Annotated in this window: 18 protein-coding genes; 12 read left to right on the top strand and 6 right to left on the bottom strand. The window is 44.0% G+C overall.

Going from position 1 to position 15,522, the window contains the following annotated elements:
- Nucleotides 1–5: 5 nt before the first annotated feature.
- The 3 genes from ACN0QW_RS15810 (at nucleotide 6) to chrA (ending at nucleotide 3,455) form a co-directional block, all read left to right on the top strand.
- Nucleotides 6–1,067, top strand: a complete 1,062-nt coding sequence (locus ACN0QW_RS15810) for a permease (RefSeq protein WP_417432694.1) — start codon at nucleotides 6–8, stop codon at nucleotides 1,065–1,067.
- A gap of 198 nt (nucleotides 1,068–1,265) precedes the next feature.
- Nucleotides 1,266–2,099, top strand: a complete 834-nt coding sequence (locus ACN0QW_RS15805; RefSeq protein ID WP_417432692.1) for a chromate resistance protein ChrB domain-containing protein — start codon at nucleotides 1,266–1,268, stop codon at nucleotides 2,097–2,099.
- Between the two features lie 24 nt (nucleotides 2,100–2,123).
- Nucleotides 2,124–3,455, top strand: a complete 1,332-nt coding sequence (gene chrA / locus ACN0QW_RS15800) for a chromate efflux transporter (RefSeq protein WP_417432690.1) — start codon at nucleotides 2,124–2,126, stop codon at nucleotides 3,453–3,455.
- A 146-nt stretch (nucleotides 3,456–3,601) separates the two neighbouring features.
- Here chrA and ACN0QW_RS15795 read toward each other — a convergent pair whose 3' ends face one another.
- On the bottom strand, nucleotides 3,602–4,258 hold the full coding sequence (locus ACN0QW_RS15795) for a hypothetical protein (protein ID WP_417432688.1): 657 nt from the start codon (nucleotides 4,256–4,258) through the stop codon (nucleotides 3,602–3,604).
- 231 nt (nucleotides 4,259–4,489) lie between these two features.
- On the opposite strand from ACN0QW_RS15795, the gene nthA reads away from it, so the two are divergent.
- From nthA to ACN0QW_RS15780, 3 genes are read left to right on the top strand one after another with little or no spacing between them, the layout of a single operon-like run.
- Nucleotides 4,490–5,134, top strand: coding sequence for a nitrile hydratase subunit alpha (nthA, locus tag ACN0QW_RS15790; protein ID WP_417432687.1), 645 nt, complete (start codon nucleotides 4,490–4,492; stop codon nucleotides 5,132–5,134).
- Nucleotides 5,135–5,180: 46 nt separating this feature from the next.
- Entirely contained in the window at nucleotides 5,181–5,843 is a 663-nt protein-coding gene (gene nthB, locus ACN0QW_RS15785; protein ID WP_417432685.1) for a nitrile hydratase subunit beta, read from the top strand.
- The gene (locus ACN0QW_RS15780) at nucleotides 5,840–6,196 is read left to right on the top strand and encodes a nitrile hydratase accessory protein (RefSeq protein ID WP_417432683.1); all 357 of its coding nucleotides are present in this window, start codon (nucleotides 5,840–5,842) and stop codon (nucleotides 6,194–6,196) included. Before nthB ends, ACN0QW_RS15780 begins: the two co-directional genes overlap by 4 nt.
- Nucleotides 6,197–6,241: 45 nt before the next feature.
- Here the strand turns inward: ACN0QW_RS15780 and ACN0QW_RS15775 are convergent, their stop codons facing one another.
- Nucleotides 6,242–6,946 (bottom strand): glutathione S-transferase family protein, encoded by a 705-nt coding sequence (locus ACN0QW_RS15775; RefSeq protein ID WP_417432681.1) that lies wholly within the window; start codon nucleotides 6,944–6,946, stop codon nucleotides 6,242–6,244.
- A 66-nt stretch (nucleotides 6,947–7,012) separates the two neighbouring features.
- On the bottom strand, nucleotides 7,013–7,558 hold the full coding sequence (gene sigZ, locus ACN0QW_RS15770) for an RNA polymerase sigma factor SigZ (protein ID WP_417432679.1): 546 nt from the start codon (nucleotides 7,556–7,558) through the stop codon (nucleotides 7,013–7,015).
- Nucleotides 7,559–7,762: 204 nt separating this feature from the next.
- Here sigZ and ACN0QW_RS15765 point away from each other — a divergent pair, with 204 nt between their 5' ends.
- Nucleotides 7,763–7,933, top strand: a complete 171-nt coding sequence (locus tag ACN0QW_RS15765; protein ID WP_417432678.1) for a hypothetical protein — start codon at nucleotides 7,763–7,765, stop codon at nucleotides 7,931–7,933.
- On the opposite strand, the gene ACN0QW_RS15760 is transcribed toward ACN0QW_RS15765, so the two are convergent.
- The 3 genes from ACN0QW_RS15760 to ACN0QW_RS15750 form a co-directional block, all read right to left on the bottom strand.
- On the bottom strand, nucleotides 7,915–8,868 hold the full coding sequence (locus ACN0QW_RS15760; protein ID WP_417432676.1) for an AEC family transporter: 954 nt from the start codon (nucleotides 8,866–8,868) through the stop codon (nucleotides 7,915–7,917). The two genes, ACN0QW_RS15765 and ACN0QW_RS15760, sit on opposite strands and share 19 nt — an antisense overlap.
- A 144-nt stretch (nucleotides 8,869–9,012) precedes the next feature.
- Nucleotides 9,013–9,150: a hypothetical protein gene (locus tag ACN0QW_RS15755; protein WP_417432674.1), complete on the bottom strand. Its 138-nt coding sequence runs from the start codon at nucleotides 9,148–9,150 to the stop codon at nucleotides 9,013–9,015.
- An 87-nt stretch (nucleotides 9,151–9,237) separates the two neighbouring features.
- Entirely contained in the window at nucleotides 9,238–9,396 is a 159-nt protein-coding gene (locus ACN0QW_RS15750) for a hypothetical protein (protein WP_417432672.1), read from the bottom strand.
- A 344-nt stretch (nucleotides 9,397–9,740) separates the two neighbouring features.
- On the opposite strand from ACN0QW_RS15750, the gene ACN0QW_RS15745 reads away from it, so the two are divergent.
- From ACN0QW_RS15745 to ACN0QW_RS15725, 5 genes are all read left to right on the top strand, one after another.
- Nucleotides 9,741–11,138: an aspartate aminotransferase family protein gene (locus tag ACN0QW_RS15745; RefSeq protein ID WP_417432670.1), complete on the top strand. Its 1,398-nt coding sequence runs from the start codon at nucleotides 9,741–9,743 to the stop codon at nucleotides 11,136–11,138.
- A gap of 393 nt (nucleotides 11,139–11,531) precedes the next feature.
- The gene (gene hemA, locus ACN0QW_RS15740) at nucleotides 11,532–12,743 is read left to right on the top strand and encodes a 5-aminolevulinate synthase (RefSeq protein WP_417432668.1); all 1,212 of its coding nucleotides are present in this window, start codon (nucleotides 11,532–11,534) and stop codon (nucleotides 12,741–12,743) included.
- Nucleotides 12,744–12,861: 118 nt separating this feature from the next.
- A complete protein-coding gene (locus ACN0QW_RS15735) occupies nucleotides 12,862–13,407 on the top strand; it encodes a hypothetical protein (protein WP_299377838.1) in 546 nt (181 codons plus the stop codon).
- 384 nt (nucleotides 13,408–13,791) lie between these two features.
- Complete coding sequence (locus tag ACN0QW_RS15730) at nucleotides 13,792–14,619, top strand: pentapeptide repeat-containing protein (protein ID WP_417432666.1); 828 nt, start codon at nucleotides 13,792–13,794, stop codon at nucleotides 14,617–14,619.
- 28 nt (nucleotides 14,620–14,647) lie between these two features.
- Nucleotides 14,648–15,355 (top strand): pentapeptide repeat-containing protein, encoded by a 708-nt coding sequence (locus ACN0QW_RS15725; RefSeq protein ID WP_417432664.1) that lies wholly within the window; start codon nucleotides 14,648–14,650, stop codon nucleotides 15,353–15,355.
- Nucleotides 15,356–15,522 lie beyond the last annotated feature (167 nt).

Below are 15,522 nucleotides of genomic sequence, written 5' to 3'. Positions count from 1 at the left end.
ATGTTATGTCTTTCCTTGAAATAACAAAATGGAACAACTTGCGGCTGGATAAAGTTATCCTCGCATTTTTGCTTACCCTCGTGTTGATTGCCATTCTAGATCAAAATCAACTTTGGCCTTCGATTGTTTTTAGTGCAAAAAACATAGTGGCCATTCTTCCCTTTATTGTACTTTCGATTGGTGTCGCGGCCTATACCAAGGCGAGTAATCTCGACAGCAAAATCAATACGACAACATCGGGAAATCCCATCGTCAGTATTGGCATTGCTGCATTATTTGGCACGCTATCTCCCTTTTGTTCCTGTGGGGTTATTCCGTTGATTGCCGGCCTCCTACGGGCAGGAGTTCCCCTAGCCCCGGTCATGGCCTTCTGGATTTCCTCTCCCCTCATGGATCCGGAAATGTTTATTTTGACCAGCGCCGTTTTTGGATTGGAGTTCACAACCTTCAAAACCATTGCTGCCTTTTTGATGGGAACAACGGGAGGCATTATCGCTTACCTGATGGTCCGGGCGGGTTATTTTCAGGAAATCATGCGTCCGCAAACAGAAAATGGGTGCGGATCATCCTGTGCCACAAGCTGTGGCACTGATCAGAAAGACAGCGCCCAAAAGCCTGACACAACAATTTACTGGAAATTTTGGCACGATCCCAAACGAACAAAAACCTTCAAAACCGAAGCAATGACCAATGGCTGGTTCCTTTTCAAATGGCTCGCACTCGCCTTCCTGTTCGAAAGCCTGATGGTTGCCTATTTGCCCGTCGATAAAGTTGCTCTGCTTTTTGGGGACGAGCAATGGTGGTCTATTCCGCTTGGAGCTCTCATCGGTATTCCGGCTTATCTAAACGGTTATGCCGCCATTCCAACCATCAACAGCTTGATTGAACTTGGTATGGGGGCTGGTACAGGCATGACCTTTATGCTCGCGGGATCAGTTTCCTCTATTCCGGCAGCAATGGGTGTCTATGCACTGGTCAAGAAACCCGTTTTCGTCCTCTATCTTCTACTCGGCCTTTTTGGCGCAATCGTATCGGGTTATGCCTTCACAGCTTGGTTAACTTTATAGGAAAACCCCTAAACTTCATAAGGGCCTTAGTATTATCTAAGGCCCTTATAATACTATTAAATTTAAACTTTCACCAAAGCTCGATTGACCTCAGAAAATAACCGCGTAGAATTGTGACATGGGGTTGCGAACACCCCGTGAGGCGACAGCCCAAGTTTCGCATCCTAATTGAACACCGAATGTGTGAGAGGATGCGCTATGCCATCACCAAATGAAATTAAAGTATCTCAATTATCCCGCCTCGTCGGTACACCGGACGCTCCGGTTATTATCGACCTACGGATTGACGAAGACTTTGCCAAAGATCCAAGACTTATTCCTCAATCTTTTCGCTATCCCTTTCAAAGCATCGCTGCGCTAGCAACATCCTTGCAAAATCAACATGTGGTCGTCACCTGTCACAAGGGAAAAAAAATCAGCCAAGGAACCGCAGCTATCTTGCGTGATCATGGCGTTCGAACGGAAAGCCTGGAAGGCGGGTTTCTCGGGTGGGAAGAAACAAACAACCCACTGGTTCCTGTAGAGAGAATTCCAGATAGAAATATCGAGGGCCGAACCGTATGGGTGACCAGATTACGCCCCAAGATTGACCGTCTGGCTTGCCCCTGGTTAATCCGTCGCTTTATCGACCGCAATGCCCAAATTCTTTATGTAACAGCATCTGAGGTTATGGATGTTGCAGACAAATTCAATGCAACGCCTTTTGATGTTGAAGATGTTTACTGGAGCCATCGTGGCGAGAAATGCACCTTTGATACCATGATTGAAGAATTCAACCTTGAAACAGAACCGCTTAAACGACTGGCAACAATCGTTCGCGGTGCAGATACCAACCGACATGATTTGGCACCAGAAGCTGCGGGGCTTCTTGCTGCATCTCTGGGGTTATCACGCATGTACCGTGATGATCTGCAGCAATTGGATGCGGGTATCGCGTTATATGATGCCTTTTACCGCTGGGCGCGCGATGCCACCAGCGAAAGTCATGATTGGCCTGCTCCCAATTCCCAACATCCCTCAAAAGGGGATTAAGCCATGTCCTCTATAGAAAACAATATGACAAAAAATAGTCGCGTATCATCAGAAGTAACATCCCAAGAGACAGCATCGGCTGCCTCTGCTCATCCCTCTATGAAGGAATTGTTTCATGTCTGGCTCAAGATTGGACTGTTGTCATTCGGAGGTCCAACAGCTCAGATTGCCTTAATGCATCGTATGATTGTCGAAGAGCGGCCTTGGCTAAGCGAACGACAATATCTCAACGCACTTAGTTTTTGTATGCTATTGCCCGGACCTGAAGCCATGCAGCTTGCCACCTACACGGGGTGGCGATTGCACGGGTTTGTTGGAGGCTTATTGTCAGGATTACTTTTTGTTATCCCCGGCGCGCTGGTCGTGCTGGCCTTTGCCACGATCTATGCCCTTTTTGGCGATGTTCCACTTGTAAGTGCCTTGTTCTTAGGTGTGAAAGCTTGTGTCTTGATTATTGTTATCGAGGCCCTTCATCGCGTCGCCAAGAAAGTCCTGCATTTGTCGGAACATTGGATTATTGCGGGACTGGCGTTTATTGGCATTTTTTTTCTAAACCTCCCCTTCCCCATGATCATTGTCGTTGCCGCCCTGTTTGGCTTCCTGCGCAACAATGCTGATATAAGCGCCCCCGAGGAAATCACAAAACGTACCCGTAATCTCATGCAAACTCTTGGGACTATTGCGCTATGGCTTGTCTTATGGGCAACGCCGCTTGTCTTGCTCAACGTATTCGCGCCACAGTCGATCCTCAATGATATCGGGATCTTCTTTTCCAAACTCGCTGTGGTTACCTTTGGCGGGGCTTACGCTGTTCTTGCCTATATGTCACAGGATGTTGTTATTCATTTTGGCTGGTTAACAGCCGGGGAAATGATGGACGGGCTAGGACTGGCAGAAACCACTCCCGGCCCCTTGATCTTGGTGACCGAGTTTGTCGGATTTATTGCCGCTTTCCGCGAAGGGGGCCTGAGCCTTGGTCTGCTTGGTGCACTGGTAACACTTTGGGTGACCTTTGCTCCCTGTTTTCTCTGGATCTTTGTTGGCGCTCCATACATTGACTGGATTGGGACGCAGCCAAGATTACGGAGTGCGTTGAGCGGTATTGCAGCCGCAGTCGTTGGCGTGATTTTAAATCTATCCATCTGGTTTGGCTTACACGTTTTCTTTGCCAAAGTAGAAGCCGAACCTTTCGGTCCCTTCAATGTCTGGATACCTGATTTAAGTTCACTCGACTGGCGCGTTATTTTACTCTCGTCAGCCTGTGGCTTTCTGATCCTGAAGCTCCATTGGAGCTTGACTCGTGTTCTTCTAATCTCAGCTCTTAGCGGAGCGGGATTGGTCTGGATCGGATTATAAGAACCTCAACAAATGCATGACCGATGCTCTTATGGGAAAAGAGCATCGGCCTTTAATCAATCATCAAAATTTACATAAGAACCTAGAGCCAAATAGAAATCACATAATTACATATATAAAAATCCATCCCTTATCCATGTCAGCCCTTAAATAATGTTAATTCCAGAAATCAGAACTATTGCAAAAACCAGAACACAAATAAATTGAATACTCGTATTAAAGCTCTGCCAAATTAAACTTCTAACCCATTTTTTTGGTGCTGAAACCTGATTGAAATCTTCATCTTTTTGATATTTTTTTATAAAGTATCTTACAGGAAATGGGTAACAATCAATAAATTCATTCATTATTTTTTTAAAATCAATTGTCATATCAATAAGGCTATTACTCTCTTTTGCAGCCTTCCCAATCTCGTCTTCATTGCCCATGTGCTTTTCAATTATAGGTAACAAGATTTCCTTCATTCTTTGAGTAGAATGGACCCCCGTTTGAATTGATAAAGAATTTAATTTTGAAAAAACACCAAAGATTGCAGAGGGTATTAGGAAAAAAAGTGCCCATTGAATACGATCTGAATTAATTATTGGGACTAGCCTATCCAAGTTTAATATAAACAATGATCCTATCCCAGCGCTTCCTGCTAAAAGCCAAGTAGAAAACTTGTCAATGATTGGACTTGCAGATGCGATAGAAGTAAGCATTCCGACAAGAACATCAATTTCTGCGTTTTCTTTAGTAATAGCAGCCCAAGCTTGGACACTGTCCTGCCATTTTTTTAGGCTTTCGTCGGCATTATCTATCATCTTAGTCTCTTTTAAGCTTTAACTAATAAAATTTTGAATTCACAAATAACATTGGATCACACAACTTCAAATCGATATTTATAAATTGCCATCAACTAAAGTGATATTAAAAATAACTGGAAGTGCTCATTTATATTTTTGACCACTGCTTCATGTCATCTAATATAATACTTGTTTGCTTTTCACCCTGATTAGCTCAAAATTAATAATAAATACAAAACTGGACGTACCATGGGACACGATCATTCACACGACCATACCGATCCACCTTCTGATCCTGCACTCAGGGTCAAAGCACTTGAATCGCTTCTTGTTGAAAAAGGGTTAGTTGATCCCGCTGCCATAGATGAAATTATCGAAACTTATGAGACAAAAGTCGGCCCCCGGAACGGTGCCAAAGTTGTTGTGCGCGCCTGGACAGACTCTGACTTTAAATCTCTTTTACTCTCGGATGCCAACAAAGCCATTCATTCCATGGGTTATACAGGCCGTCAGGGCGAACATATGAAAGTGGTCGAAAACACCGATACTCGCCACAACCTTGTCGTCTGTACCCTTTGTTCCTGTTACCCATGGACGGTTCTTGGCTTGCCCCCTGTCTGGTATAAATCTGCTCCCTATCGGGCACGGGCTGTATCAGACCCCAAAGGCGTTTTGGCCGAATTTGGAACAACGCTTCCCAAAGATACGAAAATCTCGGTCTGGGATTCAACATCAGAAATGCGTTTCCTTGTTCTGCCCCAGCGCCCGGAAGGTACTGATGGGTGGACGACAGAAGAACTTGAAAAACTTGTGACACGAAATTCCATGATCGGTGTTGAACAAGCCCTAACGCCCGAAAGACTGCAAGCACGAGAATCAAACCCAACACCCTAATCCTTGTAAGATAAGAACCAGAGATATCCATGACAGGAGAAACCTTATGAACGGCGCGCATGATCTTGGTGGAATGCATGGCTTGGGACCAATCAATCCGGAACCTGAACACGAAGAGCCTCTTTTCCACGCGGAATGGGAAAAACGCGCTCTTGGCTTAACCTTAACGGCAGGATGGCTTGGACAGTGGAACATTGACATTTCTCGCTTTGCCCGCGAACGCCAACACCCCGTGGCTTATCTTTCGAACAGTTACTATGAAAACTGGCTGGCTGGTTTGGAAACACTTTTGGTGGAACGAAGTGTTATCTCATCCGAAGAACTCGCAATGGGAAAAGCAATTAATCCAGCCCATAAAGAACTCACAGACAAATGTGTCCCGGCGTCAGCCGTTCAGGATATCCTCGCGTCCGGGGGGCCTTGCGATTTTCCGACCAATGACCCTCAAGAATTCAAGATCGGCGACAAAATCAAGGTCATACAGTTCAATCCCGCAGGACACACGCGCGCCCCTAGATACATTCGCGGACACGAAGGTACCATTTGCGATTATTATGGCAGCTTTATTTTTCCAGATGAGAATGCGCAGGGAAATAAAACAGGTCAACACCTCTATAATGTATCGTTTGACGGCAGCCAATTGTGGGGCGATGGCAACGATACGACCATACACGTTGATCTCTGGCAAAGTTACATGGAAAAGCTATGAGCAATATAACCCAACACTTTTGTAAGAATTTACCGCAACTGCCAACCGATGAAGAAGGCCCCGTTTTTGCCGAGCCATGGCAAGCACAAGCCTTTGCCTTAGCCGTTCGCCTTTGTGATGAAGGCCATTTCACATGGTCGGAATGGGTAGATATGTTTAGTCAGGAAATCAAGCTTGCCCAAGCTGATGGAGACCCGGATCTAGGGAACACCTATTACAACCATTGGCTCAATGTGCTCGAGAAAATTGTTACACAGAAGCAAGCGATAAAATCAGAAGAAATGACCGCCCGTAAAGAAGAATGGCGCAGGGCTTATTTGCGCACACCCCACGGACATCCTGTTGAACTATAAGGCCCACCATCTTTTTAAGACAAAGGGCCTTATATCAAGAATATCCTAACAACAAGTTCTGGGTTTGAGCTTATTATTCTCAGCAATATCACTCCTTATCTCGCCAACGCCAAGATATGTACTATCTGAGAGATAAAAGTCTGTGAATGCTTTCTCAAAATCATCCGCGACAGATTTTTCTGCAAACTCAGTAGATAGTATATTCGACTGCCACTGTTTTACTTTTGGGTAATTAGCCAGAAAATCAAAATCCCGATGTTTTGAAATAATCGCAGCACGATGTAACAACGGTAACCATGCAATATCTACATTTCCCAAGGTGCCACCATTGAAAAACGGGCCAACGCCAATTTGTTTTTCTACCCGCTCAAAAGCCTTGTTCAACGTCTCAAGACGCTCAGAAAGGGTATCTGCATCAGGACTTCTCATCGTGCTACATTGGGCAAGATAATGCTTTGAAGCCTGGTAACTCCAAGCACGATCTTTTGCTTTTTGTTCTGGTGTCAATTCAAGAACAAGTGGCGCATAGATCTCATCCAGATATTCCATGATAGCATCTGATTCAAAAAGCGCTTCGCCATTTTCTGCTATTAACACAGGCACTTGCCCGGTTGGGGAAACATCCAGAAACCATTGAGGTTTATTTTTCAGGTCAATGTATTCGATATCATAGGGAATATTTTTTGCTTCAAGCAAACCAGTGACACGCTGGACAAAAGGACAGATCTTAAAGCTAACAATTTTAATCATGTTTTTACTCGTATTATGTTGAAACTACCTAATAAGACGGTTCAACAAAGCAAAAGACGAAAAAAATCAGCATTTTTTACAATTTGTTGATTTTTCGACATAATTAACAACGGTTCCTGAATAATCAAAAGTCAGGTAACAACAATCTTCAAAGAGCCCCTTTAGCTCCTGCCGGCTTTTTTGAACTCTTGATTTAAGAGTTGAGTATTTAATACCCTTTCTTGCAGCATAGCTCTTCTGTTCCTCACCTTTTATATCAATCGCCGTTAAAAGTTCTGCACTTTCAAATGGCAAAGCCTGAATAAACGGTTTCACACAACCAGCAAGACCAAATTCATTACCGGCCTCCTCCTGACCATACCACAGGTCATCAGACCTAACTTTGCCCGCTTTACTCTTCTCCCGATAAAAATCGATAATCGTGTTGTTCGCAATCTGAAAAAGCCACGATTTCAATGAGCTTTCTGATTTTATGCTCTTAAGATTTTCATGTGTTTTTATCAATATTTCTTGAAGCAAATCTTCAACTTCTGTCGGGTTTGACACCTTAGAATGCAAAAAAGCCTTTAGCACAGCCCTATATTCTGTCCAGACGTGAGCCATATCCAGCATTTATACATACCTCGCCATTGAACAACATTAACCTCCGCTGATCTTCAATTGTAACAAGTACTCTTTTTCCAGAGGACTTCAAGCCGTGCTGTCATCTATTAAGTACTGACAGGGGTATTAAGTACTGACGGGCCGCCTGCTTATTAATTCCGTCAATAGTTCTGATGCTAACGGCACGGCGCAGGCATCAGGATGTGATCACCTGTGATAAAGATAGATATAACCACGCTTACCATTACATCATCCGTTAAAACCCATAATTTTTGGGGACGTATCTATATGATCCCTGTGGCCACGGCCCAAAAGTTGATTGTGCGTGCAGATTTAAAACGTATCAAAGCGCAAACCAGTTGGAATCACAGCCCGTTAGCATAGGTCTTTGCGAGCCATAGAACCAAGGGAATGCTAAAGAACGATACCACTGTCTGCACTGTTGACGTCGCTGCATAAAGGTCCGCATCGCCCCCCATTTTCTTAGCTAACAAATAACCGTTCATCGCCGTCGGCACCGACGCACAAACCATCAAAACAGAAAATGACAGGTCAGAGATACCAAACCATAAGGCCCACCCTGCCATAACAGCAGGTGTCAACAGAAGCTTCCCAATCAACCCGACCAGCAATTCGCGCGAAGGATTGAGTGCAGCCTTAAGGCTTAGCCCAGCCCCCAAAGCCAAAAGCGACATACTCAACGCTGCCCGCCCCAACAGATCTGCCATTGTCATGGCGGGTTCCCAGACATTCACATCCAAAAGATTAAGGACTAGCCCGGACAAAACACCCCACAACAAAGGGTTTACAACAATGGTTTTCACAACTTTGGACAAAGAGGGACCCGACTGATTTTCATCATCAGAAAAAGTCGCCAACACCAGAATATTGGTTATTTGTAAAAAAGGCACCATGACCGCCATCGCCAAGGCGATCAACGCGCCACCCTCCGGCCCATATAGCTTCAAGACAATTGCCAAAGCAATAAAGCCATGCCACCGCGTTACAGTCTGATAAACGGTTGAAAACTGCCCCCTGCTCGTTCCCCACAAACTACGCAACAGTGGCCATAGGAACAGCGTAAAAATACCAAGGCTAACCATCATCGCCAAAGCTGAAAAGACATAAGGTCCCAACTCAATCGCGGATAGATCAGCCTTGATCAGAGTTGTCGCCAGAATACAGGGGAAAAATATCCAGAAACAAAGTTCTTCCAAAACCCGCCAATGCTCTTTTGGGACAAAGTTGCTTTTCCGCAAACCAAACCCGAGTAAAATTATAGCAAATATCGGAAAGATACTCTCGAAAACAATCAGCATCGGGGCCTGCACCTAAGGGATAGAAAAGGGATAAAAAACTGTTTACTCTTAGACCAGTTTTTTGTTGATACGACAACCGCTTCCGGTCCTGCGGCCCCGACGAAAACCTGACTTTAGTGCAATTATACAAATTCCAGGGAGCGGTTAATTTGTCAGCTTATTAATTGTATTTAACAGAATTTCGGGCGCAATAGGCTTCCCGACACATTCATTCATACCAGCTTTTTGATACGCTCTTTGATGTTCGGCAGCATAATCAGCCGTCAAAGCAATAATCGGCACATTACCCGTCCAAGACAGCACCAGACCACGGATAACTTCTGTTGCCTCCCCCCCATCTTGGGCATAACGACGTCCATCAAAACAACATCAAACACTTTTTTTACAAACCTCGACAGCGTCAACACCATTTTCGACCAAGGTAACATTGCAAGGTTGATCATTCAGGAATCGCTGGATAAGAATTTGATTAATACGATTGTCTTCTGCCAAAAGACTTTCAAGATGTTTTGTATTCGTCACAGCCATTTTAACAAGCTGTTTTCGAGGGTTAATTTTAGCTAATTGCGAGGATAATACGTCAATAATACGCTGAACGTCCTGCCCAAACCCCTGCCCTGCCCTGCTTTTTTAGGTTATGCATCTCACGTCGAATTAGTTCGATCGCAATATTCTTTAACTGTGTATTCCCTAAAAATAGAACAGAAAGTATTACCAGAATTATAAGCTTATGAACTTCTTTCCCCATAAAGCACCTTTGACAGAATTCTCTGTAAAATAAATTTCTACGCGATGATTTATCGACTTGAAGTCCCTATAGCTCTCAGGTGTAATCACAATCAGAAACAAAAAACCTTTGAGCAGGATTCAACATGAGTGATTCAGCAAATTTAAGCACACCTAATTCCATGGCCGGACGCGATGTCGCCTATTGCCTCCACCCTTATACAAATGCCCGTGCTCATGAAGAAAAAGGCCCGTTGATTATCACTCACGGTAAAGGCGTCAATGTATTCGACGACCAAGGAAAGTCCTATATCGAAGCTATGGCCGGTTTGTGGTCAACTTCCCTAGGCTTTGGCGAAGAACGATTAATAGACGCAGCAAACAAGCAAATGAAACAGCTGCCCTATTACCACAGCTTCACCCACAAAACGCCGATCCCCCCGATTGAATTATCAGAAAAGCTCCTTGCCATGGCACCTGTCCCCATGTCGAAGGTCTTCTTTGCAAATTCCGGATCAGAGGCCAATGACACGGTGGTCAAGTTGGTCTGGTATTACAACAATGCGGTAGGACGTCCGGAAAAGAAAAAAATAATCAGCCGTATAAAAGGGTATCATGGTGTGACGGTTGCCAGTGCCAGTATGACAGGCCTTCCTGCAAACCACACCGATTTTGACCTGCCGATCGCCAATATTCTTCATACGTCCTGTCCCCACTATTGGCGCTTTGGGCTGGACGGCGAAAGTGAAGAAGATTTCTCAACTCGCATGGCCGATGAATTGGAGAAAATGATTCAAGATGAAGGCCCTGAAACCATTGCCGCCTTTATTGGCGAGCCTGTCATGGGGGCCGGCGGTGTCATTGTACCCCCCAAAGGTTATTGGGAGAAAATTCAGGCTGTTCTGAAGAAATATGACATTCTGTTGATTGCGGATGAGGTTATTTGCGGATTTGGCCGCACGGGGAATGCCTTCGGCTGTGAAACATTTGGTATGAAGCCTGATATTATTAGCGTCGCCAAGGCTTTGAGTTCATCATATCTACCGATTTCTGCTGTTATGATTACGGACAAGTTATACCAAGGGATCGCAGATAATTCGGCAAAAATTGGGGTTCTGGGGCATGGCTACACCTACTCAGGCCATCCTGTGTGTGCCGCCGTTGCTCTGGAAACCTTGAAAATTTACGAAGAACGCGATCTCTTTGTTCAAGCGGCAAATACGGGAGAGCGTCTGCAAGCTGGTCTTGCCCAATTCAAAGACCATCCCCTTGTTGGTGAAGTTCGTGGCGTTGGCTTGATTGCTGCTGTCGAACTTGTACGGGACAAAGTAACCAAAGAAAGTTTTGATCCTATCGGCAAAGTCGGCACCTATCTGAACGAACGTGCAATCGACGAAGGTTTGATCTTAAGAAACATGGGGGATTCAATTGCCTTCTGTCCGCCCTTGATCATTACCGAAGATGAAATTGATCAAATAATTGAGCGTTTCAGCGTTGCTTTGGATAAAACTTTGCACTGGGCCAAAGAAAAAAACCTAATTTAAGTAGCGCCCGAGACACCTTACAATCATATTGCGCCACAGAACCTGCCCCTAAGTGTCGACAAAAGCCTATGACATAAACTCTGTGGCGCAACAGTTCTGTGGCGCAATCTGTTTCGTTTTTTTGTTAAAATCACATATCGCCCATCGAATTGACATCGATCAATTACGACCGCATTAAGTTGCGATAACACTGTTGTGTATAAAGAAACTAAAACTTTATGCGTCGTTCAGTCGCGTTGGTGATATAATAGCGGCGCAGTAGAGTGCGAATTGTTGTTGAATTCAGGTAAACTATTCATTAATTCAACAGCTGATAAGCTTGTTACAGCAAAGCCTGTATACGAGTATAAGAACAAGCCGGTTAAAGCGGCTCACGTTAGGCGAGAAGAGCAAATGAACTACGAAGAGTATTTCAGTACGGCGATAGATGACTTGAGAGAAGAAGGTCGTTATCGTGTTTTTGCTGACTTGGAGCGTAAGGCTGGTAAGTTCCCGAATGCAACTCACTATGGCACCGACGGCACCCGCCCTGTCACAGTTTGGTGTTCCAATGACTATTTGGGTATGGGCCAAAACCCCAAAGTCATCGCCGCAATGCACGAAGCATTGGATAGATGTGGTGCAGGTGCAGGTGGCACCCGTAACATTTCCGGCAACAACCATTATCATGTATTGCTTGAAAGAGAGCTGGCCGACTGGCATCAAAAAGAAGCCGCGCTGCTCTTTACCTCTGGCTACGTTTCCAACTGGGCTGCACTGAGCACCTTGGCATCAAAGCTGCCGAACTGCGTGGTTTTATCTGATTCTATGAACCATGCCTCTATGATCGAAGGCATCCGCCACAGTAAAGCGGACCGGGTTATCTTTGAACACAACAATCCCGAAGATCTTGAAGCAAAACTCAAAGAAATTGACCCTGACCGTCCAAAGATTATTGCCTTTGAATCCGTTTATTCTATGGATGGGGATGTTGCGCCAATCGAGGCGTTCTGTGACCTCGCAGATAAATATAATGCTCTGACCTATCTGGACGAAGTCCATGCGGTTGGCCTGTATGGGCCACGCGGTGGTGGTATTACCGACAGAGAAAATCTGACCCATCGCCTCGATGTTATCGAAGGCACCCTAGGTAAAGCTGTTGGCGTCGTTGGTGGCTACATTACAGGCTCTGCAAGCCTCGTTGACTTTATCCGTAGCTACGCGTCCGGCTTTATCTTTACGACATCTCTCCCCCCTGCTGTTGCAGCTGGCGCTCTGGCATCAATTCGTCATTTGAAAGAAAGTGCTTTTGAGAGAAGCCGCCATCAGGATCGCGCACATGAAACCCGCAAACGACTGAAAGAAGCTGGTTTACCCGTTATCGAGTCGGAAACACATATTGTTCCCGTTATGGTCGGGGACCCAAAAACTTGTAGACAGATCACCGATACCCTTATGTCCCGCTATGGTATCTATGTTCAACCTATTAATTATCCTACGGTACCTAAGGGTACAGAACGGTTACGGCTAACACCATCGCCCGTCCACACTGATGATGATATCGATTATCTGGTCAAGGCACTAAAGGAAATTTGGCAAGAACTGCAATTACAAATCGCTGCCTAAAAAACGCTTTAATTGCGAACAGTTCTCATTTAACTGGACAGATAAAAAACTTCGAGATATTTTAGCTCTAGTTTGGTATCTTAATCAGTGACGTCTTCTAGTTAGATGAGAGAACTCTATGTACCGCGATAATACACTGGTCCCAGCAGAAGCAACTCGCCTTCTCGCGCTTGGCTTGCTTATGGAAAGCCCCATGAGTTATGCCATGTTGGCCCAAACAGTACGTGGTTTCACCAGTCTTGTCGTTGGCCCATCGCTCGATCTGATTGGCCCCCCGCTAGAAGTCCTAAAGGTCGAAGGACTTGTCAGTCTTGATAAAACTTCAGATGCGGAAACCCTCTCTCTAACAGATTCTGGTCAGGAAGAGTTCATTTATCTGATGGGGTCGAACCTTCGCGCACCGGTCACAGATATGAGCAAGCTGATTATCGCCATCAAAATGCGCTTGCTCCACCTCGCAGACCAGGCGACACAAACGATGCAGGTAAGTTTGCTTGTTGATATCTATGAAAGACAGCTGAATCGTCTTTTGGAACTAAAGCAAGAATACTCCACGGCAAAAGGTCAATTTGATAACTGGCTTGACCTTGATATCAAACACACAACCGAACAGCTTAAAACTTACGAAGATATGGCCGAAGATATGGCAAAAAGCCTCGCCTAAATCACATCTCGCCCAAGAAGGGTTACAGTCCAAAACGACAACACGCACACGCAGTGCATAAAAAAGATGTGCTTGTCGCTTTACATAGTTTCTCCCATGCTCAAAGAACCATAACTGTTACACCAATCCGGACATCATTACAGTTGCCGTTGGAAAAGTATTATCCACCAGTGTTACTTAGTCCTTCTTAAGACAAGTTATAATTACCTTTCTTTTGTTTTTGTTTTCATTTAATATGTTCCCTGTTTGTTCTGAAAAGTTGGTAATTACAATACGGAACACAGATCGTACAGCGATTAGTCAAAAGCTAGTAGGTCTCTGACACATTTATAAAGATAAAAACTGCAATTCTCAAATACACTACTGATACACAAGGGAACGAACTTGCTAACAAATATTTCTCTTAATATGGAAACTGGCAGTTTTTTTTGTGATCCACCTCCTTCTGCCAAGGAAACTATGCCGATACCACGTTTTCTAGACTTACTTACGAGCGAACGCTACTTCGAAAACATCGAAGTCGATGGTTATAACATTCATATTTCTGGCCCATTAGAAAGCTCTAAATTCGTTCATTGTGCTCTTCAACATATTGATTTTACAGATGAATATTTAGAAACTGTTTTTTACGGGTCCCACTTGAAAGCATGCAGATTTTTAAATGCAACTTTCAATGGATTACGCTTTATACACTGTCGGTTTTCAGGAGATCGCTATCGGGATACATCTATGTTTCAAAATTCAGACTTCCGCGATGCAGAATTTATAGGATGCGAATTATCAAATATAAAGTTTGACCGGACAATCTTATCTAGAAGTTTTTTTAATAAATGCCGCCTAGTCAATTGTGATTTCACCAACTCTCAGTTTGTCAGACAAGTGAGCAAAAAAATATCTAATTCAGGATGCTCCTTCATAGAATGTAACCTTCAAAATTCTGACTTCAGTGGGACAGAACTAGTAAACATAGGGTTCTCTAACTCAGATTTATCTAATGCCAATTTTGAAACCTGCAATCTGAGCGATGCAGATTTTTCTGGTGCAACTATGGTTAATTCAAAAATTCATAGAGCGGTATTGGACAGTGCAGATTTACGATTAGCCGATATAGGAGAGCTATCAATTGAAGATGCTGATAGTTGGCAAGGCGCAAGAATTAGTTCGTCTCAGTCTTGCTTGATCGCTAAAAAAATGGGATTTGCGATTTCATAAATCTCAACGCAATAAAAAAGATTTTATCATGAAAAACTTTACAACACCAAAGACAGCTCACCACATTGTACGTGATATAATAGTCAGTGAAGGCAATATTGATGACCTGAATAATAGTAAATTGAGCGACTTACACTTCATCAAATGTAATTTCTCGGGTGCAATACTAAAAAACATAACGATGACAAATTCAATCTTCGAAGATTGTGATTTTAGGGGCACCACATTAGAACATTCAAACTTGGATAATTGCCATTGGTTACGATGCAAAGGGCATCAGCTCTCTTTATCATACGCGAACTGTATAGAGAATTTTATTGAATCTTGTGACTTCTCTGGATCGAAGTGGTTTGGCACTAAGCTTGCCCACACTAAGTTCAAAGCCAGCAAACTATTAGGGGCTAACTTTTTAGATAGTCGAGCTATGGGGGTAAAATTTGAGGAATGCAACCTTACTTCCGCTACTTTACGACAATTTTCATTTAGAAATCAGATTGTGAGTGCCCTTAATTTTACTGAAGCGGATCTTGGAGGTTGTGACTTTCGAGATACTGAATTTGAGGATTGTAAGCTTACAGGTGCGTCAATGAAAGACGCCAACTTCAAAGGCGCTGATCTTCGCCATGCAGACCTTGGTTTAGTTGATATGAGAGACGCTTCAAATTTTCGGGGGGCGATAATCTCTAAATCCCAAGCATCGGACTTATTGAAAGCTTATGGCATGCTTGTTATGTAGTATTAACTAGACTGGATCTCATATCTTTTACTAAGCTTAACGCTTATTCTTTGAGATAGAAAACACGTTAAAAATATGGATCATACACATGCTGATCTGAGGCCCTATGAATATGTTATGGAAACAGAAACAAATATTCTTGTCGCCACTCATTACCAATAACAAGG

Source organism: Kiloniella sp., from assembly GCF_048259265.1.
GTDB lineage: Bacteria > Pseudomonadota > Alphaproteobacteria > Kiloniellales > Kiloniellaceae > Kiloniella.
This window is presented reverse-complemented; position numbering and strand designations above follow the sequence as displayed.